Annotated in this window: 26 protein-coding genes; 8 read left to right on the top strand and 18 right to left on the bottom strand. The window is 70.7% G+C overall.

Annotated features, from left to right (window positions below; genetic code table 11):
* Nucleotides 1–15: 15 nt before the first annotated feature.
* The 10 genes from ACH4S9_RS07290 to ACH4S9_RS07245 form a co-directional block, all read right to left on the bottom strand.
* Nucleotides 16–591, bottom strand: a complete 576-nt coding sequence (locus ACH4S9_RS07290; protein WP_398370292.1) for a TetR/AcrR family transcriptional regulator — start codon at nucleotides 589–591, stop codon at nucleotides 16–18.
* The gene (locus ACH4S9_RS07285; RefSeq protein ID WP_311724919.1) at nucleotides 591–911 is read right to left on the bottom strand and encodes a multidrug efflux SMR transporter; all 321 of its coding nucleotides are present in this window, start codon (nucleotides 909–911) and stop codon (nucleotides 591–593) included. Before ACH4S9_RS07285 ends, ACH4S9_RS07290 begins: the two co-directional genes overlap by 1 nt.
* A 117-nt stretch (nucleotides 912–1,028) precedes the next feature.
* The gene (locus tag ACH4S9_RS07280) at nucleotides 1,029–1,367 is read right to left on the bottom strand and encodes a metal-sulfur cluster assembly factor (protein ID WP_311724918.1); all 339 of its coding nucleotides are present in this window, start codon (nucleotides 1,365–1,367) and stop codon (nucleotides 1,029–1,031) included.
* Nucleotides 1,364–1,828, bottom strand: a complete 465-nt coding sequence (sufU, locus tag ACH4S9_RS07275) for a Fe-S cluster assembly sulfur transfer protein SufU (RefSeq protein WP_311724917.1) — start codon at nucleotides 1,826–1,828, stop codon at nucleotides 1,364–1,366. Before sufU ends, ACH4S9_RS07280 begins: the two co-directional genes overlap by 4 nt.
* 11 nt (nucleotides 1,829–1,839) lie before the next feature.
* On the bottom strand, nucleotides 1,840–3,096 hold the full coding sequence (locus ACH4S9_RS07270) for a cysteine desulfurase (RefSeq protein ID WP_311724916.1): 1,257 nt from the start codon (nucleotides 3,094–3,096) through the stop codon (nucleotides 1,840–1,842).
* Between the two features lie 60 nt (nucleotides 3,097–3,156).
* Nucleotides 3,157–3,924, bottom strand: coding sequence for a Fe-S cluster assembly ATPase SufC (sufC, locus tag ACH4S9_RS07265; protein WP_311724915.1), 768 nt, complete (start codon nucleotides 3,922–3,924; stop codon nucleotides 3,157–3,159).
* Between the two features lie 7 nt (nucleotides 3,925–3,931).
* Nucleotides 3,932–4,255 (bottom strand): bifunctional 3-phenylpropionate/cinnamic acid dioxygenase ferredoxin subunit, encoded by a 324-nt coding sequence (locus tag ACH4S9_RS07260; RefSeq protein ID WP_014180620.1) that lies wholly within the window; start codon nucleotides 4,253–4,255, stop codon nucleotides 3,932–3,934.
* Nucleotides 4,252–5,424, bottom strand: coding sequence for a Fe-S cluster assembly protein SufD (gene sufD / locus ACH4S9_RS07255; protein ID WP_398370287.1), 1,173 nt, complete (start codon nucleotides 5,422–5,424; stop codon nucleotides 4,252–4,254). The genes ACH4S9_RS07260 and sufD overlap by 4 nt, the downstream gene beginning before the upstream one ends.
* Before the next feature lie 85 nt (nucleotides 5,425–5,509).
* A complete protein-coding gene (gene sufB, locus ACH4S9_RS07250) occupies nucleotides 5,510–6,931 on the bottom strand; it encodes a Fe-S cluster assembly protein SufB (protein WP_311724913.1) in 1,422 nt (473 codons plus the stop codon).
* Nucleotides 6,928–7,740 carry a helix-turn-helix transcriptional regulator gene (locus ACH4S9_RS07245; RefSeq protein ID WP_385339499.1) on the bottom strand — a complete coding sequence of 271 codons (813 nt, stop codon included), beginning with the start codon at nucleotides 7,738–7,740 and terminating at the stop codon, nucleotides 6,928–6,930. Before ACH4S9_RS07245 ends, sufB begins: the two co-directional genes overlap by 4 nt.
* A 160-nt stretch (nucleotides 7,741–7,900) precedes the next feature.
* Between ACH4S9_RS07245 and ACH4S9_RS07240 the strand changes: the two genes are divergently transcribed.
* The 3 genes from ACH4S9_RS07240 (at nucleotide 7,901) to ACH4S9_RS07230 (ending at nucleotide 10,751) form a co-directional block, all read left to right on the top strand.
* The gene (locus tag ACH4S9_RS07240; protein WP_311724911.1) at nucleotides 7,901–8,827 is read left to right on the top strand and encodes an ABC transporter ATP-binding protein; all 927 of its coding nucleotides are present in this window, start codon (nucleotides 7,901–7,903) and stop codon (nucleotides 8,825–8,827) included.
* Nucleotides 8,824–9,597, top strand: a complete 774-nt coding sequence (locus ACH4S9_RS07235) for an ABC transporter permease (protein ID WP_398370284.1) — start codon at nucleotides 8,824–8,826, stop codon at nucleotides 9,595–9,597. Before ACH4S9_RS07240 ends, ACH4S9_RS07235 begins: the two co-directional genes overlap by 4 nt.
* 167 nt (nucleotides 9,598–9,764) lie before the next feature.
* The gene (locus ACH4S9_RS07230) at nucleotides 9,765–10,751 is read left to right on the top strand and encodes a heme A synthase (RefSeq protein ID WP_385339491.1); all 987 of its coding nucleotides are present in this window, start codon (nucleotides 9,765–9,767) and stop codon (nucleotides 10,749–10,751) included.
* Here the strand turns inward: ACH4S9_RS07230 and ACH4S9_RS07225 are convergent.
* The 3 genes from ACH4S9_RS07225 to ACH4S9_RS07215 all read right to left on the bottom strand — a co-directional run bounded on the left by ACH4S9_RS07225 (nucleotide 10,715) and on the right by ACH4S9_RS07215 (nucleotide 13,897).
* Nucleotides 10,715–11,881 carry an amidohydrolase gene (locus tag ACH4S9_RS07225; RefSeq protein WP_311724908.1) on the bottom strand — a complete coding sequence of 389 codons (1,167 nt, stop codon included), beginning with the start codon at nucleotides 11,879–11,881 and terminating at the stop codon, nucleotides 10,715–10,717. The two genes, ACH4S9_RS07230 and ACH4S9_RS07225, sit on opposite strands and share 37 nt — an antisense overlap.
* Nucleotides 11,882–12,541: 660 nt before the next feature.
* Nucleotides 12,542–12,913, bottom strand: a complete 372-nt coding sequence (locus ACH4S9_RS07220) for a hypothetical protein (RefSeq protein ID WP_398370281.1) — start codon at nucleotides 12,911–12,913, stop codon at nucleotides 12,542–12,544.
* 42 nt (nucleotides 12,914–12,955) lie between these two features.
* The gene (locus ACH4S9_RS07215) at nucleotides 12,956–13,897 is read right to left on the bottom strand and encodes a heme o synthase (RefSeq protein ID WP_311724906.1); all 942 of its coding nucleotides are present in this window, start codon (nucleotides 13,895–13,897) and stop codon (nucleotides 12,956–12,958) included.
* Between the two features lie 288 nt (nucleotides 13,898–14,185).
* Here ACH4S9_RS07215 and tkt point away from each other — a divergent pair, with 288 nt between their 5' ends.
* The 5 genes from tkt to pgl are packed head-to-tail and all read left to right on the top strand — an operon-like array spanning nucleotide 14,186 to nucleotide 20,914.
* On the top strand, nucleotides 14,186–16,279 hold the full coding sequence (gene tkt, locus ACH4S9_RS07210; protein WP_398370279.1) for a transketolase: 2,094 nt from the start codon (nucleotides 14,186–14,188) through the stop codon (nucleotides 16,277–16,279).
* Between the two features lie 44 nt (nucleotides 16,280–16,323).
* Entirely contained in the window at nucleotides 16,324–17,466 is a 1,143-nt protein-coding gene (gene tal / locus ACH4S9_RS07205) for a transaldolase (RefSeq protein WP_361183626.1), read from the top strand.
* Nucleotides 17,467–17,472: 6 nt separating this feature from the next.
* The gene (gene zwf, locus ACH4S9_RS07200; protein ID WP_311724902.1) at nucleotides 17,473–19,008 is read left to right on the top strand and encodes a glucose-6-phosphate dehydrogenase; all 1,536 of its coding nucleotides are present in this window, start codon (nucleotides 17,473–17,475) and stop codon (nucleotides 19,006–19,008) included.
* Complete coding sequence (gene opcA / locus ACH4S9_RS07195; protein WP_311724901.1) at nucleotides 19,005–20,135, top strand: glucose-6-phosphate dehydrogenase assembly protein OpcA; 1,131 nt, start codon at nucleotides 19,005–19,007, stop codon at nucleotides 20,133–20,135. Before zwf ends, opcA begins: the two co-directional genes overlap by 4 nt.
* Nucleotides 20,132–20,914: a 6-phosphogluconolactonase gene (gene pgl, locus ACH4S9_RS07190; protein WP_311724900.1), complete on the top strand. Its 783-nt coding sequence runs from the start codon at nucleotides 20,132–20,134 to the stop codon at nucleotides 20,912–20,914. Before opcA ends, pgl begins: the two co-directional genes overlap by 4 nt.
* Nucleotides 20,915–21,028: 114 nt before the next feature.
* Here pgl and pgi read toward each other — a convergent pair whose 3' ends face one another.
* The 5 genes from pgi to tpiA form a co-directional block, all read right to left on the bottom strand.
* Nucleotides 21,029–22,681 (bottom strand): glucose-6-phosphate isomerase, encoded by a 1,653-nt coding sequence (gene pgi / locus ACH4S9_RS07185; protein ID WP_358842657.1) that lies wholly within the window; start codon nucleotides 22,679–22,681, stop codon nucleotides 21,029–21,031.
* Nucleotides 22,682–22,730: 49 nt separating this feature from the next.
* On the bottom strand, nucleotides 22,731–23,975 hold the full coding sequence (locus tag ACH4S9_RS07180) for an MFS transporter (RefSeq protein ID WP_311724898.1): 1,245 nt from the start codon (nucleotides 23,973–23,975) through the stop codon (nucleotides 22,731–22,733).
* Between the two features lie 131 nt (nucleotides 23,976–24,106).
* Complete coding sequence (locus ACH4S9_RS07175; RefSeq protein WP_311724897.1) at nucleotides 24,107–24,442, bottom strand: RNA polymerase-binding protein RbpA; 336 nt, start codon at nucleotides 24,440–24,442, stop codon at nucleotides 24,107–24,109.
* A gap of 193 nt (nucleotides 24,443–24,635) precedes the next feature.
* Complete coding sequence (gene secG / locus ACH4S9_RS07170; protein WP_311724896.1) at nucleotides 24,636–24,863, bottom strand: preprotein translocase subunit SecG; 228 nt, start codon at nucleotides 24,861–24,863, stop codon at nucleotides 24,636–24,638.
* Between the two features lie 132 nt (nucleotides 24,864–24,995).
* The gene (gene tpiA / locus ACH4S9_RS07165) at nucleotides 24,996–25,772 is read right to left on the bottom strand and encodes a triose-phosphate isomerase (RefSeq protein WP_385339477.1); all 777 of its coding nucleotides are present in this window, start codon (nucleotides 25,770–25,772) and stop codon (nucleotides 24,996–24,998) included.
* Nucleotide 25,773 lies beyond the last annotated feature (1 nt).

Genomic DNA, 25,773 nt, shown 5'->3' with positions numbered 1-25,773 from the left:
GGAGGCGAACCGGTCTCAGCGAGCGGTCCCGGACGGCACGCCGTCGCCGTCCTCGCCCATGATCCGCGCCAGCGCCGCGCGGGTGCCCTCGCGGTCGTAGGGGCGGCCCGTCAGCAGGGCCTGGAGGGCCATCCCATCGATCAGGGCCACCACCGCGCGCGCCGCGGCGGGGTCGGGCACGAGCCGACTCAGCACCCGGACCATGCCGTCCACCCACTCCGCGGCGACCGGCCGCACCGCCTCGTGGCGCAGCGCGGAGAGACACAGGTCGTACTCCAGCACCAGCCGCTCCCGGTCCCCGGCGAACAGCTCCTCGACCCAGCGCGCCAGCTGCCCGGCCGGTCCCACGGCCGGGTCGTAGCGCTCCGCCCAGCGCTCCACATCCGCCAGCCACTCCTCGTTGACCTTCCGGAGCGCCGCGACCAGCAGATCGTCGAGGGTGGCGAAGTGGTACGTGGTCGAGCCCAGCGGCACATCGGCCGCGGCCGCCACGGCGCGGTGGCTGAGCCCCGCGATGCCGCGCTCGCGGACCACGGCGACCGCGGCGTCGATGATGCGCCGGCTCCGCTCGGGGTCGTAGCGGCGGGCCATCAGTGGGCCCCGCCCAGGTTGAGCACGATCACCCCGGCGATCACCAGCAGCACCCCGATCACCTTGGCGGCGGTCGCGGCCTCGCCGAGGAAGACCATGCCGATCGCCGCGATGACGGCGGTCCCGGCCCCGGCCCATATGGCGTATGCGGTGCCGACCGAGATGGTCTTGAGCGTCTGCGCGAGCAGGGCGAAGGCGACCACATACCCGACCACGGTGACCAGCGAGGGCCAGAGCTTGCTGAAGCCTTCGCTGTACTTCATCGAGGTGGTGGCCAGGATCTCGGCGGCGATCGCCCCCGCGAGTGTCAGATATCCCATGCGTACGAGTGTACACAACGATGCGTACGACCGTACGCAACGGATCACCGGAATACGCGAAAGGCCCCCGCGCGGGGTGCGCGGGGGCCTTTCGGGGTGTGGCTCGGACGGTGTGGCTCAGACGTTGAAGCCGAGCGCGCGAAGCTGCTCGCGACCGTCGTCGGTGATCTTGTCGGGGCCCCACGGCGGCATCCAGACCCAGTTGATCCGCAGCTCGTTGACGATGCCCTCGGTGGCCGACTTCGCCTGGTCCTCGATGACATCGGTCAGCGGGCAGGCCGCCGACGTCAGCGTCATGTCGAGGGTGGCGATGTTGGCATCGTCGATGTGGATGCCGTAGACGAGGCCCAGGTTGACCACGTCGATGCCCAGCTCGGGGTCCACGACGTCGTACAGGGCCTCGCGGACCTCTTCCTCGCTGGCCGGCTTGACGGCCGTTTCCACGTTGTCACTCATGCGATCTTCCCTTCGGCGCGCTCGCCCAGCGCCTGGGCGGTCGCATCCTTCCACGCCATCCAGCTCAGCAGGGCACACTTCACCCGGGCCGGGTACTTCGAGACGCCGGCGAACGCCACCGCGTCCTCCAGCACCTCCTCCATCGCGTCGTCCGGCTCGGTCTTGCCCTTGGACTGCATCAGCTCCAGAAACGTTTCCTGGATCTTGCGCGCCTCGTCGAGCTCCTTGCCGACCAGCAGGTCATTGAGCACGGACGCGCTGGCCTGGCTGATGGAACAGCCCTGGCCCTCGTAGCTCACATCCTCGATGGTCTCGCCGTCGAGCCGCACCCGGAGGGTGATCTCGTCCCCGCACGTCGGATTGGTGTGGTGTACCTCGGCGTCCCCGTCCCTGAGCCCCCGCCCGTGCGGGTGCTTGTAGTGGTCGAGGATCACGTCCTGATACATCGAATCAAGCTTCACGCGGCACGCCCCTACCCGAAGAAGTTCCGAACGTGCTCCAGGCCCTCGACCAAGGCGTCGACCTCGGCCGGGGTGGAGTACAGATAGAACGACGCTCGCGTGGTCGCGGGAATTCCGTACCGCAGGCAGACGGGGCGGGCGCAGTGGTGGCCGACCCGGACCGCGATGCCCTCCTCGTCGAGCACCTGGCCCACATCGTGGGGGTGGATGTCGCCGAGCGTGAAGGAGATCGCGGCGCCGCGGTCCTCGGCCGTGGTCGGGCCGATGATCCGCAGATCGGGGACCTCCAGCAGCCTGCGCACCGCGTACTCGGTGACCGCGTGCTCATGGCGGGCGATGTTGTCCATACCGATCGAGGTCAGATAGTCCACGGCCGCGCCGAGGCCGACGGCCTGGGCGATCGGGGGCGTACCGGCCTCGAACTTGTGCGGCGCGGGGGCGTAGGTGGAGGAGTGCATCGAGACGGTCTCGATCATCTCGCCGCCGCCGAGGAAGGGCGGCAGGTCCTCCAGCAGCTCCTGGCGGCCCCACAGCACGCCGATGCCCGTCGGGCCGCACATCTTGTGGCCGGTGAAGGCCACGAAGTCGGCCTGAAGCGCCTGCACGTCCATCGTCATGTGCGGGGCGGCCTGCGAGGCGTCGATCACGACGAGGGCGCCGACCTGCTGCGCGCGGCGGACGATCGCCTCGACCGGGTTGACCGTGCCCAGGATGTTGGACACCAGGACGAACGAGACGACCTTGGTCTTCTCGGTGATGATCTCGTCTATGTTCGACAGGTCAAGACGGCCGTCGTCGGTGAGGCCGAACCACTTCAGCTTCGCGCCCGTGCGCTGCGAGAGCAGCTGCCAGGGGACGATGTTGGAGTGGTGCTCCATCTCCGTGATGACGATCTCGGTGTCGCTGTCCACGCGGTAGGGCTCATCGGCCCAACCGAGCATGTTGGCGACGAGGTTGAGCGACTCCGAGGCGTTCTTGGTGAAGATCACCTCGTCCCGGCTCGGCGCGTTGATGAAGGCGGCCACCTTGTCCCGGGCGCCCTCGTACAGCGCCGTGGCCTCCTCGGCGAGCACATGCACTCCGCGGTGCACATTCGCGTTGTGCACCTCGTAGTACTCGCTGAGTACGTCGAGCACCTGGCGCGGCGTCTGCGAGGTCGCCGCGTTGTCCAGGTACACGAGCTTCTTGCCGTCGTGGACCAGCCGGTCCAGGATCGGGAAGTCCTTACGGATCGCCTCGGTGTCGAGGAGGCCCGGCAGCTGTGTCATGTCCCTGCGCCTCCGTATCCCGCGCCGAATCCCTCGCCGCCGAAGCGGCCCCTGTCGTCGTCACTCACTCGTCGCGCCGCCCTTCACATAGGCCTCGTAGCCCTCTTCCTCCAGCTTGTCCGCGAGCTCGGCGCCGCCGGACTCGGCGATCCGGCCCGCCGCGAAGACATGGACGTAGTCGGGCTTGATGTAGCGCAGGATGCGCGTGTAGTGGGTGATCAGCAGGGTGCCGACCTCACCGGTCTCGCGGACGCGGTTGACGCCCTCGGAGACCACGCGCAGCGCGTCGACGTCCAGACCGGAGTCCGTCTCGTCGAGGATCGCGATACGGGGCTTCAGCAGCTCGAGCTGGAGGATCTCGTGGCGCTTCTTCTCACCGCCGGAGAAGCCCTCGTTGACGTTCCGCTCGGCGAAGGAGGGGTCGATCGAAAGGCGCTCCATGGCCTCCTTGACCTCCTTCACCCAGGTGCGCAGCTTCGGCGCCTCGCCGCGGATGGCGGTGGCCGAGGTGCGCAGGAAGTTGGAGACGGACACCCCGGGGACCTCCACCGGGTACTGCATGGCGAGGAAGACGCCGGCGCGGGCCCGCTCGTCGACGGACATGGCCAGCACGTCCTCGCCGTCCAGGGTCACCGTGCCGCCGGTGACCTGGTACTTCGGGTGGCCCGCGAGCGAGTACGCGAGCGTGGACTTGCCCGAGCCGTTGGGGCCCATGATGGCGTGCGTCTCGCCCTGCTTCACGGTCAGGTCGACGCCGCGCAGGATCTCGCGGGGGCCGCCTTCGGCCTCGACGGAGACGTGCAGGTCGTGGATCTCAAGCGTTGCCATGGGTGCCTCAGGACTCCTGGGTGACGGAGACGAGCACGTCGTCCCCTTCGATCTTTACGGGGTATACGGGGACGGGGCGCGTCGCGGGGAGGCCGGACGGCTTACCGGTACGCAGGTCGAAGCTGGAGCCGTGCAGCCAGCACTCGATCTGGCAGTCCTCCACCTCGCCCTCGGACAGCGACACGTTCGCATGCGAACAGATGTCGTTGATCGCGAAGACCTCGCCCTCGGTGCGCACGAGCGACACGGGCACGCCGTCAAGCTCCACCCGCTTGGGGGTGTCGTCTTCCAGCTCGCTCAGCGCGCAAGCGCGTACAAAGGTCTGGCTCATGCGACGGACGCCTCCAGCTCGGCCTCGATCTTGGCGATCAGGCGCTCCTCCAGCTCGGGGATGCCGATCTGCTGGACGAGCTCGGCGAAGAAGCCGCGGACGACCAGACGGCGGGCCTCGTCGGCCGGGATGCCGCGCGCCATCAGGTAGAACAGCTGCTCGTCCTCGAAGCGGCCGGTCGCGCTCGCGTGGCCGGCGCCGACGATCTCGCCGGTCTCGATCTCCAGGTTCGGCACCGAGTCGACGCGCGCGCCGTCGGTCAGGACGAGGTTGCGGTTGAGCTCGTAGGTGTCGGTGCCCTCCGCGGCGGCGCGGATCAGCACATCGCCGATCCAGACCGCGTGGGCGTCCTTGCCCTGGAGCGCGCCCTTGTAGGCCACGTTGCTCCGGCAGTGCGGGGTGTCGTGGTCGATGAAGAGCCGGTGCTCCTGGTGCTGGCCGTTGTCGGTGAAGTACAGGCCGTAGAGCTCGGCCTCACCGCCCGGGGCGCCGTAGATGACGCGCGGGTGGAGGCGCACCAGGTCGCCGCCGAAGGTGACGACCACGGACTTGAACGTGGCGTCACGGCCGACGAGCGCGGTGTGCTGCGCGGCGTGGACGGCGGTGTCGTCCCAGTCCTGGATGGAGACGACGGTGAGCTTTGCGCCGTCGCCGATCAGATACTCCACATTGGCCGCGAGGGTGGCGTCGCCGGTGTGGTCGATGACCACGACGGCCTCGGCGAAGGCGCCGACCTCCACGACCTGGTGGCCGTAGGCGGTGCCGCCCTCGCCGTGCACGGAGATCCGCACGGGCTCGGTGAGCACGGTCTCCTTGGCGACCGAGACCACCGAGGCCTTCTCGAAGGAGCTGTACGCCTGCGCCGCGACCCGGTCGACCGGCTTGCCGGCCTTGCCCAGGCGCGGGTCCGTACGGTCCACGGTCTCGGCGGTGACACCCTCGGGGGCGCTCACCTCGACCCGCACACCGCCGGTGGCCTCGGCGGTGCCGTCGTGCAGACCGCGCAGCCGCTCCAGCGGAGTGAACCGCCAGTCCTCCTCGCGGCCATGCGGCACCGGGAAGTCGGCCACGTCGTACGACGCGATGGCGCCGACCCTCGCATCGGTGGGCTGGCCCACCTGGATGGCACCGTCCGTGGTGGATCCGGCCGGAATGGTTTCAGCAGCCATGGCAGCTGTACAGCTCGCTTTCTGGTGACGTACCTCGGCCCTCCCTCAGGACGGCCGCCGCGGGTATCGGGGGAAGGGTCCGGCGTCAGCCGACCGCGCCTTCCATCTGCAGCTCGATCAGCCGGTTGAGCTCCAGCGCGTACTCCATGGGAAGCTCGCGCGCGATCGGCTCGACGAAGCCTCGCACGATCATCGCCATGGCCTCGTCCTCGGACAGGCCGCGGCTCATCAGATAGAAGAGCTGGTCGTCGCTGACCTTGGAGACGGTCGCCTCGTGGCCCATCGACACATCGTCCTCGCGGACGTCCACATAGGGGTAGGTGTCCGAGCGGGAGATGGTGTCGACCAGCAGCGCGTCGCACAGCACATTGGACTTGGAGCCCTCGGCGCCCTCGCCGATCTCGATCAGACCGCGGTAGGAGGTGCGGCCGCCGCCGCGCGCCACCGACTTGGAGATGATGTTCGACGAGGTGCGGGGCGCCATGTGGACCATCTTGGCGCCGGCGTCCTGGTGCTGGCCCTCGCCCGCGAAGGCGATGGACAGGGTCTCGCCCTTGGCGTGCTCGCCCATCAGGTAGACGGCCGGGTACTTCATGGTCACCTTGGAGCCGATGTTGCCGTCGACCCACTCCATGGTCGCGCCCTCGTAGGCCACGGCGCGCTTGGTGACCAGGTTGTACACGTTGTTCGACCAGTTCTGGATGGTCGTGTAGCGGCAGCGGGCGCCCTTCTTCACGATGATCTCGACCACCGCGGAGTGCAGGGAGTCCGACTTGTAGATCGGCGCGGTGCAGCCCTCGACGTAGTGGACGTACGCGTCCTCGTCGACGATGATCAGCGTCCGCTCGAACTGGCCCATGTTCTCCGTGTTGATCCGGAAGTAGGCCTGGAGCGGGATCTCCACGTGCACGCCCTTCGGCACGTAGATGAACGAGCCGCCGGACCACACCGCCGAGTTCAGCGAGGCGAACTTGTTGTCGCCGACCGGGATCACCGAGCCGAAGTACTCCTGGAAGAGCTCCGGGTGCTCCTTCAGACCGGTGTCGGTGTCCAGGAAGATGACACCCTGCTCCTCGAGGTCCTCACGGATCTTGTGATAGACGACCTCGGACTCGTACTGCGCGGCGACACCCGCGACCAGGCGCTGCTTCTCGGCCTCCGGGATGCCCAGCCTGTCGTAGGTGTTCTTGATGTCCTCGGGCAGCTCTTCCCAGGAGGCGGCCTGCTGCTCCGTGGAGCGCACGAAGTACTTGATGTTGTCGAAGTCGATACCGGAGAGGTCCGAGCCCCAGGTGGGCATGGGCTTCTTCTCGAAGAGCTTGAGGCCCTTCAACCGGAGCTTCAGCATCCACTCCGGCTCGGACTTCTTCGCCGAGATGTCGCGGACGACCGCTTCGGAGAGGCCGCGCTTGGCCGCGGCACCGGCCACATCGGAGTCGGCCCAGCCGTACTCGTAGTTGCCCAGCCCATCGAGCTCGGGGTGAGCAGTCTCCGTGGGGAGAGTCATTCGGGGTTCCTCCCGGCCGTGCTGGCAGATGCTTTGGTGGTCTTGGTCTTGCTGAGGATCTTGCTGGGGGACGCCTTCTCGGCCTTGCCGGTCCCGGGGATGTAGGTCGTGCACACCCCGTCGCCATGGGCGATGGTGGCCAGACGCTGCACATGAGTCCCGAGCAACTGGGAGAAGACCTCGGTCTCCGCCTCGCACAGCTGCGGATACCGCTCGGCCGCGTGGGCGACCGGGCAGTGGTGCTGGCAGAGCTGTTCGCCGACCGGTGCGCTGCGCGCCGTAGCAGCGTACCCGTCCGCGGACAGTGCGCGGGCGAGAGCTCGGGCGCGGGCCTCGGGCTCCGCGGCCTCGACGGCCTCGCGGTACGCCACGGCCTGGGCGGCGAGCCTGGCACGCGCGAAGGCGGCGACCGCCTCGCGGCCCTCCTCGCCTCCGCCGGCGCTCTGCTCGATCCAGCGCAGGGCGGCCACGGCCAGCTCGTCGTACGCCTGGTCGAACGCGTCACGCCCGCAGTCGGTGAGCGCGAAGACCTTGGCCGGGCGGCCGCGGCCGCGCGCCCCGTACACCCTCTTCTCGCGGGGCTCGACGACGCCGTCGGCGACGAGGGTGTCGAGGTGGCGGCGCACGGCCGCCTGGGTCAGCTCGAGCCGCAGGGCGAGCTCGGCAGCGGTGGACGGGCCGTGGTCGAGGATGGAGCGGGCGACCTTGTTACGGGTGCCGTGCTGCTCATCGGGCGCGGGCACGGGCACGACGGACCGCGCGGCCGACTCGACCGCGCGTTCCGCCGGAGCTTCGCTCGCGTATTTCACAACGCCATTGTTGCGTAATTCCCGGCAAAGGTACAAGCGCGGTCCCCCCGACCCCCCGGTGGAGTGCGTCACTAAGGCACACCTAACTTGGCCTGCGGAAACGGGGTCGGTGACCGCCCTGCCCGCCGGCGCCGGCCGGGCGATTCGTAGACTGCCCGGCATGCGAGAAGAGCCCGCCGTCGACATCGTCGGCCTCGTCAAGCGGTACGGCTCGAAGACCGCCGTGGACGGGCTCGACCTGTCCGTGGCGCGTGCCGCCGTGACCGCCGTGCTCGGCCCCAACGGAGCGGGCAAGACCACCACCGTCGAGACCTGCGAGGGATACCGCCGGCCCGACGCCGGCACGGTCCGCGTCCTCGGTCTCGACCCCGTGACCCAGGCGGCCGCGCTGCGCCCCCGAATCGGCGTGATGCTCCAGTCCGGAGGGGTTTACTCCGGAGCGCGCGCAGAAGAGATGCTGCGCCACACCGCGGGCCTGCACGCCCACCCCATAGACGTCGACCTCCTCATCGAGCGGCTCGGCCTCGGCTCCTGCGGCCGCACGCCCTACCGGCGGCTCTCCGGCGGCCAGCAACAGCGCCTCGCGCTCGCCATGGCCGTCGTCGGCCGCCCCGAGCTGATCTTCCTCGACGAGCCCACCGCCGGACTCGACCCCCAGGCCCGGCGCGCCACCTGGGAACTCGTCCGCGATCTGCGCCGGGACGGCGTGACCGTCGTCCTCACCACGCACTACATGGACGAGGCCGAGGAGCTCGCCGACCACGTCGCGATCGTCGACGGCGGCAAGGTCATCGCCCAGGGCAGCCCCGAAGAGCTGTGCCGCGGCGGCGCGGAGAACACCCTGCGCTTCACCGGCCGCCCCGCGCTCGACCTGCCCTCCCTGCTCAAGGCGCTGCCCGCCGACTCCGCGGCCGACGAGCTGACCCCCGGCTCGTACCGCGTCACCGGCAAGATCGACCCGCAGCTGCTGGCCACCGTCGCCTCCTGGTGCGCCCAGAACGGCGTCATGCCGGACCGGATCTCGGTCGAGCGCCACACCCTGGAGGACGTCTTCCTCGAGCTGACCGGCAAGGAGCTGCGCGCGTGACCGCCACGGGAACCTTCACCCCCCAGCCGGGCGCGGCGCCGCTGCACCGCATGATCCGCACACAGGCGGCTCTGGAGACCAGGATGCTGCTGCGCAACGGCGAGCAGCTGCTGCTGACCGTGATCATCCCGTCCCTGCTGCTGGTGCTGTTCAGCACCGTCGACATCGTCGACACGGGCGCGGACGGCAAGGCCGTGGACTTCCTCGCCCCCGGCGTCCTCGCGCTCGCCGTGCTGTCCACCGCCTTCACCGGCCAGGCCATCGCGACCGGCTTCGAGCGTCGCTACGGCGTCCTCAAGCGGCTCGGCGCCTCGCCCCTGCCGCGCTGGGCCCTGATGACCGCGAAGACCTGCTCGGTGCTGGTCACCGAGGTGCTCCAGGTCGCGCTGCTGACCGTGATCGCGCTCGCCCTGGGCTGGTCCCCGCACGGCAACCCGCTCACCGTCGCCCTGCTCCTCCTCCTCGGCACCGCCGCGTTCTCCGGCCTCGGCCTGCTGATGGCGGGCACCCTGAAGGCCGAGGCGACCCTCGCGGCCGCCAACCTCGTCTTCCTGCTGCTGCTCGTCGGCGGCGGGGTGATGGTGTCGCTGGACAAGTTCCCGGACGCGGTCCGCGGCGTGCTGGAGCTGCTGCCGATCTCGGCCCTGTCGGGCGGCCTGCGGGATGTGCTGCGGGACGGGGCGGGGGTGCCGTGGGGCGATCTGGGGATCCTGGCGGTGTGGGCGGTGCTGGGGCTGGGGGCGGCGGCGCGCTGGTTCCGCTGGGAGTAGGGCGGGCTTCTGTAGGCGGGGGACTCCCCCCGACCCCCCTCGTGCTGCGTCTCCACGGGGGAGCGACTCCCCCCACACCCCCCTCGTGCTGCGTCTCCACGGGGGAGCGACTCCCCCCACACCCCCCTCGTGAAAAGCTGCACAAGCGCCCGCCTACGATGGGCGACGTGCCCTCTTCGCTGAACCCCCTTGAGCAGATCGCCCGCCGCTGGCAGCCCTCCGCGCGCTTCGTCGAACGCGCGGCGCTGGTCGCCGTGGTGATGACCGTGGTCATCGTGGTGACGGGCGGCGCGGTCCGGCTGACGCAGTCCGGGCTCGGCTGCCCAACCTGGCCGACCTGCACGGAGGACAGCCTGACGCCCACCCGCGAGATGGGCATCAACGGAGCCATCGAGTTCGGCAACCGCATGCTGACGTATGTGCTGTGCGCGGTCGTCGGCGTGTTGATCATCGCGGCCCGCGCCCGTACGCCGATGCGCCGCTCGCTCACCCGGCTCGGCTGGGCACAGTTCTGGATCGTGATGGGCAATGCCGTCGTCGGCGGCATCACGGTGCTCACCGGCCTGAACCCGTACATCGTCAGCTCGCACTTCCTCCTGGCCACCGCGCTGCTCGTGGTCACCGTCGTGACCTGGCAGCGCGCCCGCGAGGGCGACGCCGAGCCGCGCGACCTCGTCGCCCGTCCCATCCGTCAGCTGACCTGGCTGCTGGTCGGGGCGACCGGTGTGCTGATCCTCATCGGGACCGTGGTCAGCGGGGCCGGGCCGCACGCGGGCGACGCCCGGAAGGTGCACCGCATCCCGCTGGACTGGCAGGAGATCACCCAGCTGCACGTGGACTTCGTGTACATCGTGCTGGGCCTGAGCGCCGCCCTGTGGTTCACGCTGCGCGCCGTGAAGGCCCCGGCCGCGCTGCGCCGCCCCGTCGTCGAGTTCCTCGTCGTCCTGCTCCTCCAGGGCGTGATCGGCTACGTTCAGTACTTCACGCACCTGCCCGAAGTCGTCGTCGGCGTCCACATGTTCGGCTCCTGCCTGGTGCTGATCGCGGTGCAGCGGGTCCTGCTCTCCCAGCGCGAGCGCGCGGAGCTGCCCGCCCCGGTCGCGGCCCCCGCCCCGGCTCAGCCCGTCGCCGAGGCCGCCGGGTCCAGCCGGTAGACCCGGCGCGCGGTCCCGGCCGCGACGAGTGCGGCGATGCGCCGCGCCTCGGGCCGGGTGCAGACGCCGTCGGCGACCCACTCGGCCGCCAGCCGCGCCATGGCCCGTACGAACAGCCGGGCGCCGGTCACATACAGCTCGGGCAGCGCCCGCGCCCCGGTCGAGAACAGCAGCTTGCCGAACGGCGCCTCGCCGAGGGTCTCCCCCGGCCGCGGCCCGGCGTCCGCGTAGACGTGCGAAAAGGTCGCGGCCAGTTGGGCGGCGCGGCGGTGGTGCGGGCGGCCGGGCAGCAGCACCAGGTCGGTGCCGGCGCCCGCGGTGGCGTGCAGAAAGCCCGCGAGCGGCTGCGGGTCGGCGCAGTGCAGCTGTACGGGCAGGCCGGTCGCGACGGCGCTCCACAGCAGATGCTGAAGCAGCGCGGGGTCGGCGGGACGGGCGCGCGGAGTGCGTCCGCCGAGCCAGCGGTCCGCGGCGCGCCGCACCTCCCGGGGGTCCGGCGGGGTCTCGTCGCAGAAGGTGATGCCCAGGGCGAAGGCGGTGGCGTGCTGGGCCGCGGAGTACAGGGCCTCGGCGGTGTTGCCGATGAACGAGTCGACCGAGCCCGAGGTGTCCGCGACCTCCTCGGCCAGCGGCTCCAGCCGGATGACCTCGTGGACCGGGCCGTCCGCGGCCGCGGCCAGTTCGGCGGCCGAGGTGAGCTCGCCCGGCGACCCCGACTCCAGCAGGAAGGTGCCGATGCCCGCGCCGCGCAGCAGCAGCCGCCCCGCGTGGTACGCGCCCAGCTCGCGCCGCCGGGCGAGATAGCGGACGGGGGCGCAGTGGGCCTCCAGGCCGAGCAATGGGGGGCACCAGCGGCGTACGGCCAGGCCGGTCCAGCTGTCGAAGAAGGTGGTGCCCGCGGGGGCGGCGGCGCCGGAGCCCGCGGCGGCGGCGAGATGGGCCTCGAACGAGCCGAGGCCGAGCTCGGTGTGGAGGGTGCCGTGGCTGTGCTGGTCGATCAGCGGCGGCAGGACGCCGACCTCTGCATGCGGGGAGGGGTCCCAGGCGTCCTCCGGGGCGGCCGAGGAGGCCGGGTCGGCCGAAGTGCCCGTCGCCTCGTCCGTCACCGCCGCCTCCTCGCCGTCGGGCATCGAAGGGCTTAACGGGCGAAACGGTGGTGAGGTGTCGCCAGGCCCGCCCCCGAGCGTGACCCGCCCCGGCCCACCCGGCAAGAGCGCCCCTCGGGGACGGGAGGGTTTCCCCCCTCCCCGCCCCTTCCCGATCCCGGGGCAAGCCCCCAGCCCCCGCGCCCTCGCGGGTTCAGGGCCCCTGCCGATATGCGGCTCCGCCGTGTGGGGGGCTCCGCCCCAGACCCCGGGGTCCAGGGGCAAAGCCCCTGCCACGCGGCGGAGCCGCAAAGAGACACTGCGGGAAGGGGCGGGGTGGGGGCTGCGTCGATTTGCTGCTCCGCAGCGTGGCCGCCGCAGGCCTCAAGATCCGCCGGCCAGGGCCCAGGCCCGGCAGGGGCACCGACGCGAGGCCTGGAGCAGAGCCCGGCCCGGACCCCGGCGCCGGGCCCGGCGCGCGGTGGGCCTCCCTCCCTCGCCCCGAAGACAGCCCGGGGTCGGCTGGGGCCGCGCCCCTCGTTGCCCGCCGGGCCCGGGCTTGGCCCGACAAGGCGGGGCCGACCCCGTACGCGAGCCCAGCCCAGCCCTGGCCAGGGCCGGCGTGGACGCCAACCGCGCGGCGGGGCCCATGGAGATGCTGCGGGAAGGGGCGGGGCAGGGGAGAAAGAGCCGCCGCGGCGGGGGCTACGCGTTGGGCGGGCCGCCGAGTTGGATCCCGGCCATGCGGGTCCACTCGTACGGCCCGGTGCGTACCTTCGCCGCGAGCTCGCCGGCGAAGTCGTCGTGCAGGGTGATCCCCGCGGACTCCGCGGCGCGGCGGGCCGTGTCGTGGGACGGGGCGACCAGGGTGCCCCAGTCGCCGTTGGCCCCGACGAGGGCGACGCGGACGGTGCCTCGGCCGATGTGGGCGAGCTGGCCCTCGGCGCTGCCGCCGTGGTCCCGCGCGAAGGCGGTCATCTGGTGGGCGAGCCGCTTGACCTGCTTCTCGGCCTTGGCCGACGCGGCCTTGCCCGCGCGGCCCTCGGGCTCGGGCTCCGTCTGCGTGCTGTCTGCCATGAGACCGATGCTACCGGTCAGTAATCGGCGCGGGAAGGGTGATCAGCGCAGGAAGGGGTCCACGGCGACGGCGGCGAACAGCAACGACGCATAGGTGATGGACCAGTGGAACAGCCGCATCTCCTTGAGCTGCGCCCCCGTGATCCCGGCCTTGGCGCGCGCCTGAAGCGCATGCGCCTCCTTGAGCCAGAACGCGCCCAGCACCGCGGCCACGGTGGGGTAGAACCAGCCGGTGTAGCCGAGCGGCCAGAGCAGCAGCGAGACGACGACCATCACCCAGCTGTAGAGGACGATCTGCCGGGCGACCGCCTTGTTGCCCGCGACCACGGGCATCATCGGCACGCCCACGCGCGCGTAGTCCTCCTTCACCTTCATGGACAGCGGCCAGTAGTGCGGCGGCGTCCAGAAGAAGATGACGAGGAAGAGAATCACCGCGGCCCAGGAGAGCGAATTGGTGACGGCGGACCAGCCGATGAACACCGGCATACAGCCCGCGATGCCGCCCCACACGATGTTCTGCGCGGTACGCCGCTTGAGCAACATCGTGTAGACGACGACGTAGAAAACCAGCGCGCCGAGCGACAAAATCGCGGACAGCGGGTTGACCAGGAACCAGAACCAGGCCGTCGACCCGATCGCGAGCGCGAAGGCGAAGACCAGGCACTCGGCCGGCGAGACCATGCCGGTCACCAGCGGGCGTTGCGAGGTGCGGTCCATGAGCGCGTCGATGTCGCGGTCGTAATACATATTGAACGCGCCCGCGCCACCGGCCGACAGATAGCCGCCGACGCAGGTGGCGAGCACCAGCCACAGATCCGGGACGCCCTGGGCGGCCAGGAACATCACCGGCACCGTTGTCATCAGCAGCAACTCGATGACACGCGGCTTGGTCAGTGCCACGAACGCCTTGACTCGGGCACCGAGCGGCCGGCGGCTCCGGCTCGAATCGAGCACCCCCGCAGGACGGGAATCGACGGCCGTCACGCACACCCCTGGTAGAAGGCAAGAACAAGCAAGCACCGGACATGAAGAGCCGGTAAAGACTTGCGCGTACCACGCCACTCTAGACGTTGCGGATACGCCGCCCGCCGCCGGGGTCGGCTCGTGTTCGCGGAGCTCGTGGCCTCCGGGGGAATGCCGCATCTCCGGCATTCGTTCCCCGTATGCCGGGTACTCGCTCGAAAAGATGACCGTTGTTCCAGGGGTAGGCTCGACAAAGCCGGTGCGCATGTCGCCGGATATCGACATTGTGGAGAGGAGCCCTGACTCAGGGTGAGCACGAAGCCGACTACCACAGATCTCGAGTGGACCGATGTGGACCAGCGCGCCGTGGACACGGCCCGCGTCCTGGCCGCGGATGCAGTGCAGAAGGTCGGCAACGGCCACCCCGGCACCGCCATGAGCCTGGCCCCCGCCGCGTACCTCTTCTTCCAGAAGCTGATGCGGCACGACCCCTCCGACGCCGGATGGGTGGGCCGTGACCGGTTCGTCCTCTCCCCCGGTCACACCTCGCTGACCCTCTACATCCAGTTGTACCTGGGTGGGTTCGGCCTGGAGCTGGAGGACCTGGAGTCGTTCCGCACCTGGGGCTCGTTGACCCCGGGCCACCCGGAGCACGGCCACACCACCGGGGTCGAGACCACCACCGGCCCGCTGGGCCAGGGCGTAGCCAACGCGGTGGGCATGGCGATGGCCGCCCGCTACGAGCGCGGTCTGTTCGACCCGGAGGCGCCCGCGGGCGCCTCCCCCTTCGACCACACCATCTGGGCGATCGTCTCCGACGGCGACCTGGAGGAGGGCATCTCGGCGGAGGCCTCCTCGCTGGCCGGCCACCAGAAGCTCGGCAATCTGATCGCGGTGTACGACGACAACCACATCTCGATCGAGGGCGACACCGCGACCGCCTTCTCCGAGGATGTGCTGAAGCGGTACGAGGCGTACGGCTGGCATGTGCAGCGCGTCGAGCAGGCGCCCAACGGCGACTTCGACGTCCAGGCGCTGTACGCGGCGCTGAAGGCGGCGAAGGCCGAGACCGAGCGCCCCTCGATCATCGCCACCCGCACGATCATCGCCTGGCCCGCCCCGAACGCGCAGAACACCGAGGCCGCCCACGGCTCGGCGCTCGGCGCCGACGAGGTCGCCGCCACCAAGCGCGTCCTCGGCTTCGACCCCGAGCAGAACTTCGAGGTGGAGGAGCGAGTCATCGCCCACACCCGCGGTCTGCTCGACCGGGGCCGCGAGGCCCACGCCGCCTGGGACAAGAAGTTCCAGGAGTGGCGGGACAACAACCCCGAGCGCGCCGCCGAGTTCGACCGGATCAGCGCCGGTGAGCTGCCCGCGGGCTGGGACAAGGCGATCCCGGTCTTCGAGCCCGGCAAGGACGTGGCCACCCGCAAGGCCTCCGGCCAGGTGCTCAAGGCGCTCGGCGGGCTGCTCCCCGAGCTGTGGGGCGGCTCGGCCGACCTCGCGGGCTCGAACCTCACCACCATCGACGCGTCCTCGTCCTTCCTCCCGAAGGACAACCCGCTTCCCGAGGCCGACCCGTACGGCCGCACCGTGCACTTCGGCATCCGCGAGCACGCCATGGGCTCGACCATGAACGGTGTGGCGCTGCACGGCAACACCCGTATCTACGGTGGCACCTTCCTGGTCTTCTCCGACTACATGCGCCCCGCCGTCCGGCTCGCCGCCCTGATGAAGCTCCCCGTCACCTATGTGTGGACGCACGACTCCATCGGCCTGGGCGAGGACGGCCCGACCCACCAGCCGGTCGAGCACCTGAGCGCGCTGCGCGCCATCCCGGGCCTGAACATCGTGCGCCCGGCCGACGCCAACGAGACCGCCATCGCCTGGCGCGAGATCACCCGCCGCCACACGGAGCAGCCGGCCCCGCACGGCCTCGCGCTGACCCGGCAGAACGTGCCGACGTACGACGTCAACGAGGACGCCGCCAAGGGTGGGTATGTCCTGGCCGAGGCCGAAGGGCCCGAAGGGCAGAGCACTGCCCCGCAGGTGATCCTCATCGGCACCGGGTCCGAGGTGCAGCTCGCCGTCGAGGCGCGCGAGCAGCTTCAGGCCGCCGGCGTCCCGACCCGCGTGGTCTCGATGCCCTCGGTCGAGTGGTTCGAGGAGCAGGACCAGGCGTACCGGGACAGCGTTCTGCCGCCGTCCGTGAAGGCCCGTGTGGCCGTCGAGGCGGGGATCGGCCTGACGTGGTACCGCTTCGTGGGCGACGCCGGCCGCATCGTCTCGCTGGAGCACTTCGGCGCCTCCGCCGACTACAAGGTGCTCTACCGGGAGTTCGGCCTGACCGCGGAGGCCGTTGTCACCGCCGCCCGCGAGTCGCTTGAGACCGCCGGGCGCTGACGCCGTATACGAACCTGTAGCGACGAGTAGGAGATGCAAACCCGATGACAGACGCACTCAAGCGGCTGGCCGACGAAGGCGTCGCGGTCTGGCTCGACGACCTTTCGCGCAAGCGCATCACATCCGGCAATCTGGCCGAGCTGATCGACCAGAGCCATGTGGTGGGCGTGACCACCAATCCGTCGATCTTCCAGAAGGCGATCGCCGGCGGCGACGGCTACCAGCAGCAGGTGGCCGACCTCGCGACCCGCAAGGTCACCGTCGACGAGGCCGTCCGCATGATCACCACGGCGGACGTCCGGGACGCCGCCGACATCCTGCGCCCGGTGTACGACGCGACCGGCGGCCAGGACGGCCGGGTCTCCATCGAGGTGGACCCGCGCCTGGCGCACAACACGGCCGCCACCATCGCCGAGGCCAAGCAGCTGGCCTGGCTGGTGGACCGGCCCAACACCTTCATCAAGATCCCGGCCACCCGGGCGGGCCTCCCCGCGATCACCGAGGTGATCGGGCTCGGCATCAGCGTCAACGTCACGCTGATCTTCTCGCTGGAGCGCTACCGCGAGGTCATGGACGCCTTCCTGGCCGGCCTGGAGAAGGCCAAGGCCGCGGGGCTCGACCTCCAGAAGATCCACTCGGTGGCGTCCTTCTTCGTGTCCCGCGTGGACACCGAGATCGACAAGCGCCTCGACAAGCTGGGCACCGACGAGGCCAAGGCGCTGCGCGGCAAGGCCGCCCTGGCCAACGCCCGCCTCGCGTACCAGGCGTACGAGGAGGTGTTCGGCTCGCACGACAAGTCGACCGCGCCGTCCGAGCGCTGGGCCGCCCTGGACCGGGCCAACGCCAACAAGCAGCGCCCGCTGTGGGCCTCCACCGGCGTCAAGGACCCGGCCTACAAGGACACGCTCTACGTGGACGACCTGGTCGCCCCGGGCACGGTGAACACCATGCCGGAGGCCACGCTGGAGGCCGTCGCCGACCACGGCGGGATCACCGGTGACACGGTGCGTGGTACATACGAGCAGGCCAAGGCCGATCTCGACGCGCTCGCAGGCGTCGGAATCTCGTACGATGACGTTGTACAGCTCCTCGAGGACGAGGGCGTCGAGAAGTTCGAGGCGTCCTGGAACGACCTGCTGAAGTCCATTGAGGCGGAGCTGGGCCGCCTCGCTCCTTCGGAGGCGTGAGAGATCTTGTCACTTTCCACGAGCGGAGCCAATCCGCTGCGTGACCCCCGGGACCGGCGGCTTCCGCGCATCGCGGGGCCGTCGGGCCTGGTCATCTTCGGCGTCACGGGCGACTTGTCCCGCAAGAAGCTGATGCCGGCCGTCTACGACCTGGCCAACCGTGGCCTGCTGCCGCCGGGCTTCTCGCTCGTCGGCTTCGCCCGCCGCGACTGGGAGAACGAGGACTTCGCCCAGGTCGTCCACGACGCGGTCAAGGAACACGCCAGGACCCCCTTCCGCGAGGAGGTCTGGCAGCAGCTCGCCGAGGGCTTCCGCTTCGTGCCCGGCGAGTTCTCCGACGACGAGGCGTTCGAAAAGCTGCGGGGGACGATCGAGGAGCTGGACAAGGCGCGCGGCACGGGCGGCAACTTCGCCTTCTATCTGTCGGTCCCGCCGAAATTCTTCCCCTCCGTCGTCCAGCAGCTCAAGAAACACGGACTGTCCTCCGGGCCCGGCGACTCCTGGCGGCGCGCCGTCATCGAGAAGCCCTTCGGCCATGACCTGACCAGCGCCCAGGAGCTCAACCAGGTCGTCCACGACGTCTTCCGGCCGGGCGACGTCTTCCGGATCGATCACTACCTGGGCAAGGAGACGGTCCAGAACATCCTGGCGCTGCGCTTCGCCAACACCATGTTCGAGCCGCTGTGGAACCGCTCGTACGTCGATCACGTACAGATCACCATGGCCGAGGACATCGGCATCGGCGGCCGGGCCGGCTACTACGACGGCATCGGCGCGGCGCGCGACGTCATCCAGAACCATCTGCTGCAGCTGCTCGCGCTGACCGCCATGGAGGAGCCCTCCTCCTTCGACGCCACCGCGCTGGTCACCGAGAAGCTGAAGGCGCTCAAGGCCGTCAAGCTGCCGAAGGAGCTGGGCAAGCACACCGTGCGCGGCCAGTACTCCCACGGCTGGCAGGGCGGCCAGGAGGTGCTGGGCTACCTGGAGGAGGAGGGCATCGACTCCAACTCCAATACCGACACCTATGCCGCGATCAAGCTGGAGATCGACAACCGCCGCTGGGCGGGCGTGCCCTTCTACCTGCGCGCGGGCAAGCGGCTCGGGCGGCGGGTCACCGAGATCGCGGTGGTCTTCCAGCGCGCCCCGCACTCCCCCTTCGACACCACCGACACCCAGGAGCTCGGGGAGAACGCCCTGGTCATCCGGGTGCAGCCGGACGAGGGCGTCACCATCCGGTTCGGCTCCAAGGTGCCCGGCACCTCCATGGAGATCCGGGACGTGACGATGGACTTCGCCTACGGCGAGTCCTTCACCGAGTCCAGCCCCGAGGCCTACGAGCGGCTGCTGCTCGATGTCCTGCTCGGCGATGCCAACCTGTTCCCCCGCCACCAGGAGGTGGAGGAGTCCTGGCGGATCCTCGATCCCGTCGAGGCCTACTGGGACCAGCACGGCAAGCCCGAGCAGTACACGGCGGGCACCTGGGGGCCGAAGGCGGCGGACGAGATGCTCGCACGAGACGGACGGAGCTGGCGCCGGCCATGAACATCGATCTCACCGACACCACGTCCAGCCAGATCAACGCTGCTCTGGTCCAGGCGCGGAGGGCGGCGGGGATACCGGCCGTGGGCATGGTGCTCACCCTTGTCATCGTCACCGACGAGGGCAATCACTACGACGCGCTGAAGGCCGCGAGCGACGCGTCCAAGGAACATCCCTCGCGCATCCTGGTCGTCATCAAGCGGCCGGGGCGCTCGCCGCGCGACCGCAAGGTGGCCCGGCTGGACGCGGAGGTGCGGATCGCCGGCGAGAGCGGCACCGGCGAGACGGTGCTGCTGCGGCTCTACGGCGAGCTGGCGGCCCACGCCCAGTCGGTGGTGCTGCCGCTGCTGCTGCCGGACGCCCCGGTGGTGGTGTGGTGGCCGGACGACGCTCCGGAGCACCCCAGCGAGGACCTGCTGGGCCGGCTGGCGGCCCGCCGGATCACCGACGCCCAGGCCACCGAGGACCCGGTGAGCACGCTCGGGCTGCGGGCCAGGACATACACCCCGGGCGACACCGACCTGGCCTGGACGCGCATCACTCCGTGGCGCAGCGTGCTGGCCGCGGCGCTGGACCAGAAGCACTCGACGATCACCTCCGCGGTGGTCGAGGGCGAGGCGTACAACCCGAGCGGCGAGCTGCTGGCACTGTGGCTCGCCGAGCGGCTGCGGGTCCCGGTGCACCGGCAGGTCTCGGACGGCCCCGGGCTGACCGCGGTGCGGCTGGAGACGGCCGACGGCACGATCTGCCTGGACCGGGCGAACGGGTCGCTGGCCGAGCTGGCGATGCCGGGGCAGCCGGACCGGCATGTCGCGCTCCAGCGGCGGGACAAGTCGGAGCTGATAGCGGAGGAGCTGCGCCGTCTCGACCCGGACGAGATGTACGCCTCGGCGGTGAAGTTCGGGGCGAGCCGGCTCGGCAAGGGCGTGATGGGCTCGACCCCCGACCCGTCGGTGGCGCGAACCGGTTCCGCTGCCGGATCCGGCTCGGGCTCCGGTGGTGGCGGCAAGGCCGGCGCCGAGGCCCGTCCGGAGGCCCCGCGCCCGGTGCCCAAGGCCCCGGCGAAGCCGGGCGGCTCCGGTTCCGGCTCCAGTGGTGGCGGCAAGGCCACCGGCAGGGCGGCGTCGTGACCGCTCCGCAGGTGGTCGTCCACCGCGACAAGGAGCTGATGGCGCAGGCCGCGGCGGCCCGGCTGATCACCAAGGTGGTGGACGCCCAGTCCGCCCGCGGCTCCGCGTCGGTCGTGCTGACCGGCGGGCGCAACGGCAACGGCCTGCTGGCCGCGCTCGCCGAGGCGCCCGCCCGGGACGCGGTGGACTGGTCGCGGCTCGACCTGTGGTGGGGCGACGAGCGGTTCCTGCCGGACGGCCACCCGGACCGCAATGTCACCCAGGCGCGGGAGGCGCTGCTGGACTCGGTGGGTCTGGACCCGGCCCGGGTGCACGCGATGCCCGCCTCCGACGGCCCGTGGGGCAGCGATGTGGAGGCGGCCGCGGAGGCGTACGCCGAGGAGCTGGCCCGGGCCGCGCGCCCGGAGAACCACGGTGCGGCGCCGTCCTTCGACGTGCTGCTGCTGGGCGTGGGCCCGGACACGCATGTGGCCTCGCTGTTCCCGGAGCTGCCCGCCGTGCGGGAGACGGAGCGGACGGTGGTGGCGGTGCGCGGCGCGCCCAAGCCCCCGCCCACCCGGATCAGCCTGACCCTGCCCGCGATCCGCGCGGCGCAGGAGGTCTGGCTGCTGGCGGCGGGCGAGGACAAGGCCAAGGCGGTGACGATCGCGCTGTCGGGCGCCGGGGAGATCCAGGCCCCGGCCGCGGGCGCGTACGGCCGCCGTCGCACGCTGTGGCTGCTGGACCGGGCCGCCGCGGCGGGCCTGCCGCGCGAGCTGTACCCCCCGGCGTCGCCCTGACCGGAGGCGAGCCCTTGCAAAACCGACGGGCCGGACCGGGCCCACCCCGTGTGAGCGGGGCGAGCCCGGCCGGCCCGTCCGGCGTGTGCGGCTCTTTGTGTGTGCTCGGCGGCCTCAGCGGCCGCGCAGCGAGCGGTATGTGGCGACCAGCCCGGCGGTGGACGGGTCGAGACCCGGCACCTCGGCCCCCTCGGTGAGCGCGGGCTCGACGCGCTTGGCGAGGACCTTGCCGAGCTCCACCCCCCACTGGTCGAAGGAGTCGATGTTCCAGACGGCTCCCTGTACGAACACCTTGTGCTCGTACAGCGCGATCAGCTGACCGAGCACCGAGGGGCTCAGCTCGGCGGCCAGGATCGTGGTCGTGGGGCGGTTGCCGCGGAAGGTCTTGTGCGGCACCAGCTCCGGAGCCACCCCCTCGGCGGCCACCTCCTCCGACGTCTTGCCGAAGGCCAGCGCCTGGCCCTGGGCGAAGAGATTGGCCATCAGCAGGTCGTGCTGGGCGGCGAGCTTGGGGCTCAGGTCGGCCACCGGGTTGGCGAAGCCGATCAGATCGGCCGGGATCGTCTTGGTGCCCTGGTGGAGCAGCTGATAGTAGGCGTGCTGGCCGTTGGTGCCGGGCGTCCCCCAGACCACCGGGCCGGTCTGCCAGCTCACCGGCCGGCCCTCGCGGTCCACCGACTTGCCGTTGGACTCCATGTCGAGCTGCTGGAGATAGGCGGGGAACTTGGACAGGTAGTGCGAGTACGGCAGCACGGCGTGCGACTGCGCGTCGAAGAACTGCCCGTACCAGATGCCCAGCAGCCCGAGCAGCATCGGGGCGTTCTCCTCCGGCGGGGCGCAGCGGAAGTGCTCGTCGACGAGGTGGAAGCCGGCCAGCATCTCGCGGAAGCGGTCCTGGCCGATGGCGACCATCAAGGACAGGCCGATGGCCGAGTCGAAGGAGTAGCGCCCGCCGACCCAGTCCCAGAACTCAAACATGTTGTCGGTGTTGATGCCGAACTCGGCGACCTTCTCCGCATTGGTCGACAGCGCCACGAAGTGCTTGGCGACCGCTTCCTGGCCCGCGCCGAGACCGCTCAGCAGCCAGCGGCGGGCGGAGGTGGCGTTGGTAATGGTCTCGATGGTGGTGAAGGTCTTCGAGGCGACGATGAACAGCGTCTCGGCCGGGTCCAGGCCGCGCAGCGCCTCATGCAGATCCGCCCCGTCGACATTGGAGACGAAGCGGAACTCCAACTCGCGGTGGGTGTAGGCGCGCAGCGCCTCGAACGCCATCGCCGGGCCCAGGTCGGAGCCGCCGATGCCGATGTTGACGATGTTCTTGATGCGCTCGCCGGTGTGCCCTCGCCACTCCCCCGAGTGGATCCGGTCGACGAATGTGCCCATCTTGGTGAGCACCGCGTGGATTTCCGCGACGACGTCCTTGCCGTCGGACTCGATGACGGCGGAGTGGGGCGCGCGCAGCGCGACATGCAGCACCGACCGGTCCTCGGTGGTGTTGATCTTCTCGCCCCGGAACATGGCGTCCCGCAGCTGGGTCACGCCGGTCGCCGTGGCCAGCTCCCGCAGCAGCCGCAGGGTCTCGTCGGTCACCAGGTGCTTGGAGTAGTCCAGATGGAGGTCGCCGACCGACACGGTGAACCGCTCCGCGCGGCCGGGGTCCTGGGCGAACAGCTCGCGCAGATGTGTGTCGCCCAGCTCCTGGCGGTGTGCGGCCAGTGCGTTCCACTCGGGCAGCTGGTCGAGTCTGCTGCGGCCGTCTGCGTTCATCTCGGAATCAGCCCACTTCTTGTCGGTGCCTGGCCCCCGTGCCCCCAACCTAGTTGATCGGGGCCCGTATCCCCGGGACGAGGGCCACCAGGCCGCCGGCGAAGAGCACGGCGGCCGCCAGCGCCGGGGTGTTCAGCCCCCACGCCGCGGCGATGACCCCGCCGAGCAGGGCGCCGAGCGGGCTGCCGGCGATCGACAGGGTGCGGAAGGCGGCGCTGACCCGGCCCAGCATCTCGGCCGGGCTGCGCTGCTGCATCATCGTCACCTCCGTGACGTTCCAGATGATCCCGGCGAAGCCGAAGACCCCGAGGGCGGCCACGGCGGCCGGCAGCGTGCGGATCGTGCCCAGGGCGAGCAGGGCGGCGATCTGGACGAGGCCGCACACCATGATCGTGGGGGCGCGGCCCAGCCGCTCCGCCACCCGCGCGGCCACCAGCCCGCCCGTGACGCTGCCGATCCCGTACGCCGTGATGACGGCCGCGTAACCGCCGTCCCCTGCGCCCAGCCATCCGGTGATGTGCAGCACCAGCGTGGCGATGAGGGCGCCGATGCCGATATTGCACAGCGTGGTCGACACGCACAGCGCCCGCAGCAGCCGGTCCCGCCACAGCACCTTGATGCCCTCGCCCATGTCCCGGCGGATCGTGCGCCCCGGCGCCCGGGGCTCCCGCCGCGGCGCCCGCGCACCCCCGCCCAGCGAGGCGACCAGCGCGGCGGCGGCGAAATACGTGACCGCGTCGGCTATGTACGGCATCGCGATGCCGAGGCCCAGGGCCACCGGCACCAGCGGCGCGCCCACGAACCGGCCCATGACCTCCTGCCCGGTCATCAGCCTGGCGTTGGCCCGGCTCAGGGCCTCCCCGGGCACCACGGACGGCAGCAGGGCCGTGGCGGCGTTGTCGAAGAGGGTTTGCAGGGTGGTCAGCGCGAAGGCCAGGGCGAGCAGCAGGCCGATCGAGGCATGTCCCAGCCATACTGCGACGGCGAACGCGGCCATCAGCACCCCGCGCGCCGCGTCCACCGCCCACATCGCCCGCCGCTGGTCCACCCGGTCGGCGATGGCCCCGCCGAGCAGCCCGAACAGCAGCCACGGCAGAAATCCGCACGCGGTCACCAGCGCGACCAGCACCGCGGAGTCGGTCAGCGAGACGGCCAGCAGCGGAAGCGCCGCCCCGCGCAGCGCGTCCCCGAACCGGGACACCACCGCGGCCCCCCACAACCGCCCGAAGCCGCCCCGCCAGGCAAGCGGCACGGACCGCCCGGCAGCCTGCTCGTCCGCCTCCACCGTGGCCATGACGCCCCCTCCCGACCCGCACGGCACCTCACGTCACGACCGTAGCCCCCACCACTGACAACGGCCCGGCCGCGCACCCCCGTCAGAGGTGCCCGGCCGGGCCGTCGTACGTGCGTCGTCCCGCCTGTCGCTCAGATCTCGCCGCGAAGCTTGGCGAGAGCCTCGGCGAGGATCGCCTCGCCGTCGGCGTCGCTCCGCCGCTCCCGCACATACGCCAGATGCGTCTTGTACGGCTCGGTGCGCGGCGGGTCCGGCGGGCTGTCCCGGTCCTTGCCGGCCGGGAAGCCGCAGCGGGGGCAGTCCCAAGTGTCCGGGATCTGCGCGTCGCTGGCGAAGCTCGGCACAGTCTCGTGCCCATTCGAGCACCAGAAGGAAATGCGCAGCCGAGGCGCCGATTCGCCTCGCTCCGCTTCTCCCATCGGCCCCGCTCCGACCCGACTTCCACGGATCGCGTTGCCACTTGCCACGGTCGTAACTCCCTGCGTGATGGTGCCGCGAAGCATTGGTAGGCAGCTCCGCTGCCGGGCGCCCCAGTCTACGTAAGGCCCAACGCGCGTCCAGTAGGAGGAGTTACACCGCCTCCGGCCTTCGGCCGGGAGGTGCCCCCGAGGACGCAGACCCATGATAGGCCGCGCTCACGACGGTACGTCAGCTATCGGCTCAATCGAGCTTCATCAGCAGGCCGAGCACCACGATGCAGACGAACCAGAGCAGGCCGACGACGATGGTGATCCGGTCCAGGTTGCGCTCGGCGACCGAGGAGCCGCCCACGGACGACTGCATGCCACCACCGAACATGTCGGACAGACCTCCGCCCTTCCCCTTGTGCATGAGCACCAGCATCATCAGCAGGAGGCTGAAGATGATGAGGGCGATCGAGAACCCCATGACCACGGCTGGAACCAACTCTCTCGGGCTTGGACGGGACGGTAGGGAACGGGGGCCGGGTGGTGACGCGCACCACCTCGACCCCCGCCAGGGTACGCCGAGTGACCTGCTACGGCCTACTCACCGTCCTGCTCACTGGTCGCGGAACCGGACGATCTTGACGAACTCGTCCGCGTCCAGGCAGGCGCCGCCGACCAGCGCGCCGTCCACGTCCGGCTGCGCCATGATCGCGGCGACGTTCCCGGACTTCACCGAGCCGCCGTACTGGATCCTGACCTTGTCGGCCAGCTCCTGGCTGTACAGCTCGGCCAGGCGGCCCCGGATCGCCCCGCAGACCTCCTGGGCGTCCTCGGGGGTGGCCACCTCGCCGGTGCCGATGGCCCAGACCGGCTCGTACGCGATCACGATCCGCTCGGCCTGCTCGGCCGGGACGTCCTTGAGACCCCCGTCGACCTGCGCGAGCGTGTGCGCGACCTGGTTGCCCGCCTTGCGCACCTCCAGGCCCTCACCGACGCACAGGATGGGGGTGACGTCGTTCTTGAAGGCGGCCTTGACCTTGGCGTTGCACAGCTCGTCGGTCTCGTTGTGGTACTGGCGCCGCTCGGAGTGGCCGACGGCCACATAGGAGCAGCGCAGCTTGGCCAGCATCGCGCCGGAGATCTCCCCGGTGTACGCGCCGGAGTCGTGCGCCGAGATGTCCTGGGCGCCGTACTTGAGCTTCAGCTTGTCGTGCTCGACCAGGGTCTGAAGGGTCCGGAGGTCCGTGAACGGCGCCAGGACCGCGGCCTCGACGTCCTCGTAGTCCTTGTCGGTGAGCGAGAAGGTGATCTTCTGGACGTGGGCGATGGCCTCGAGGTGGTTGAGGTTCATCTTCCAGTTGCCCGCGATCAGCGGGGTGCGGTCACTCACG

Origin of the sequence: Streptomyces sp. NPDC021225, from assembly GCF_044332865.1 — a bacterium.
GTDB lineage: Bacteria > Actinomycetota > Actinomycetes > Streptomycetales > Streptomycetaceae > Streptomyces.
Note: the sequence above shows the minus strand (reverse complement) of the source record. Positions and strands in the feature narration are given on the sequence as shown.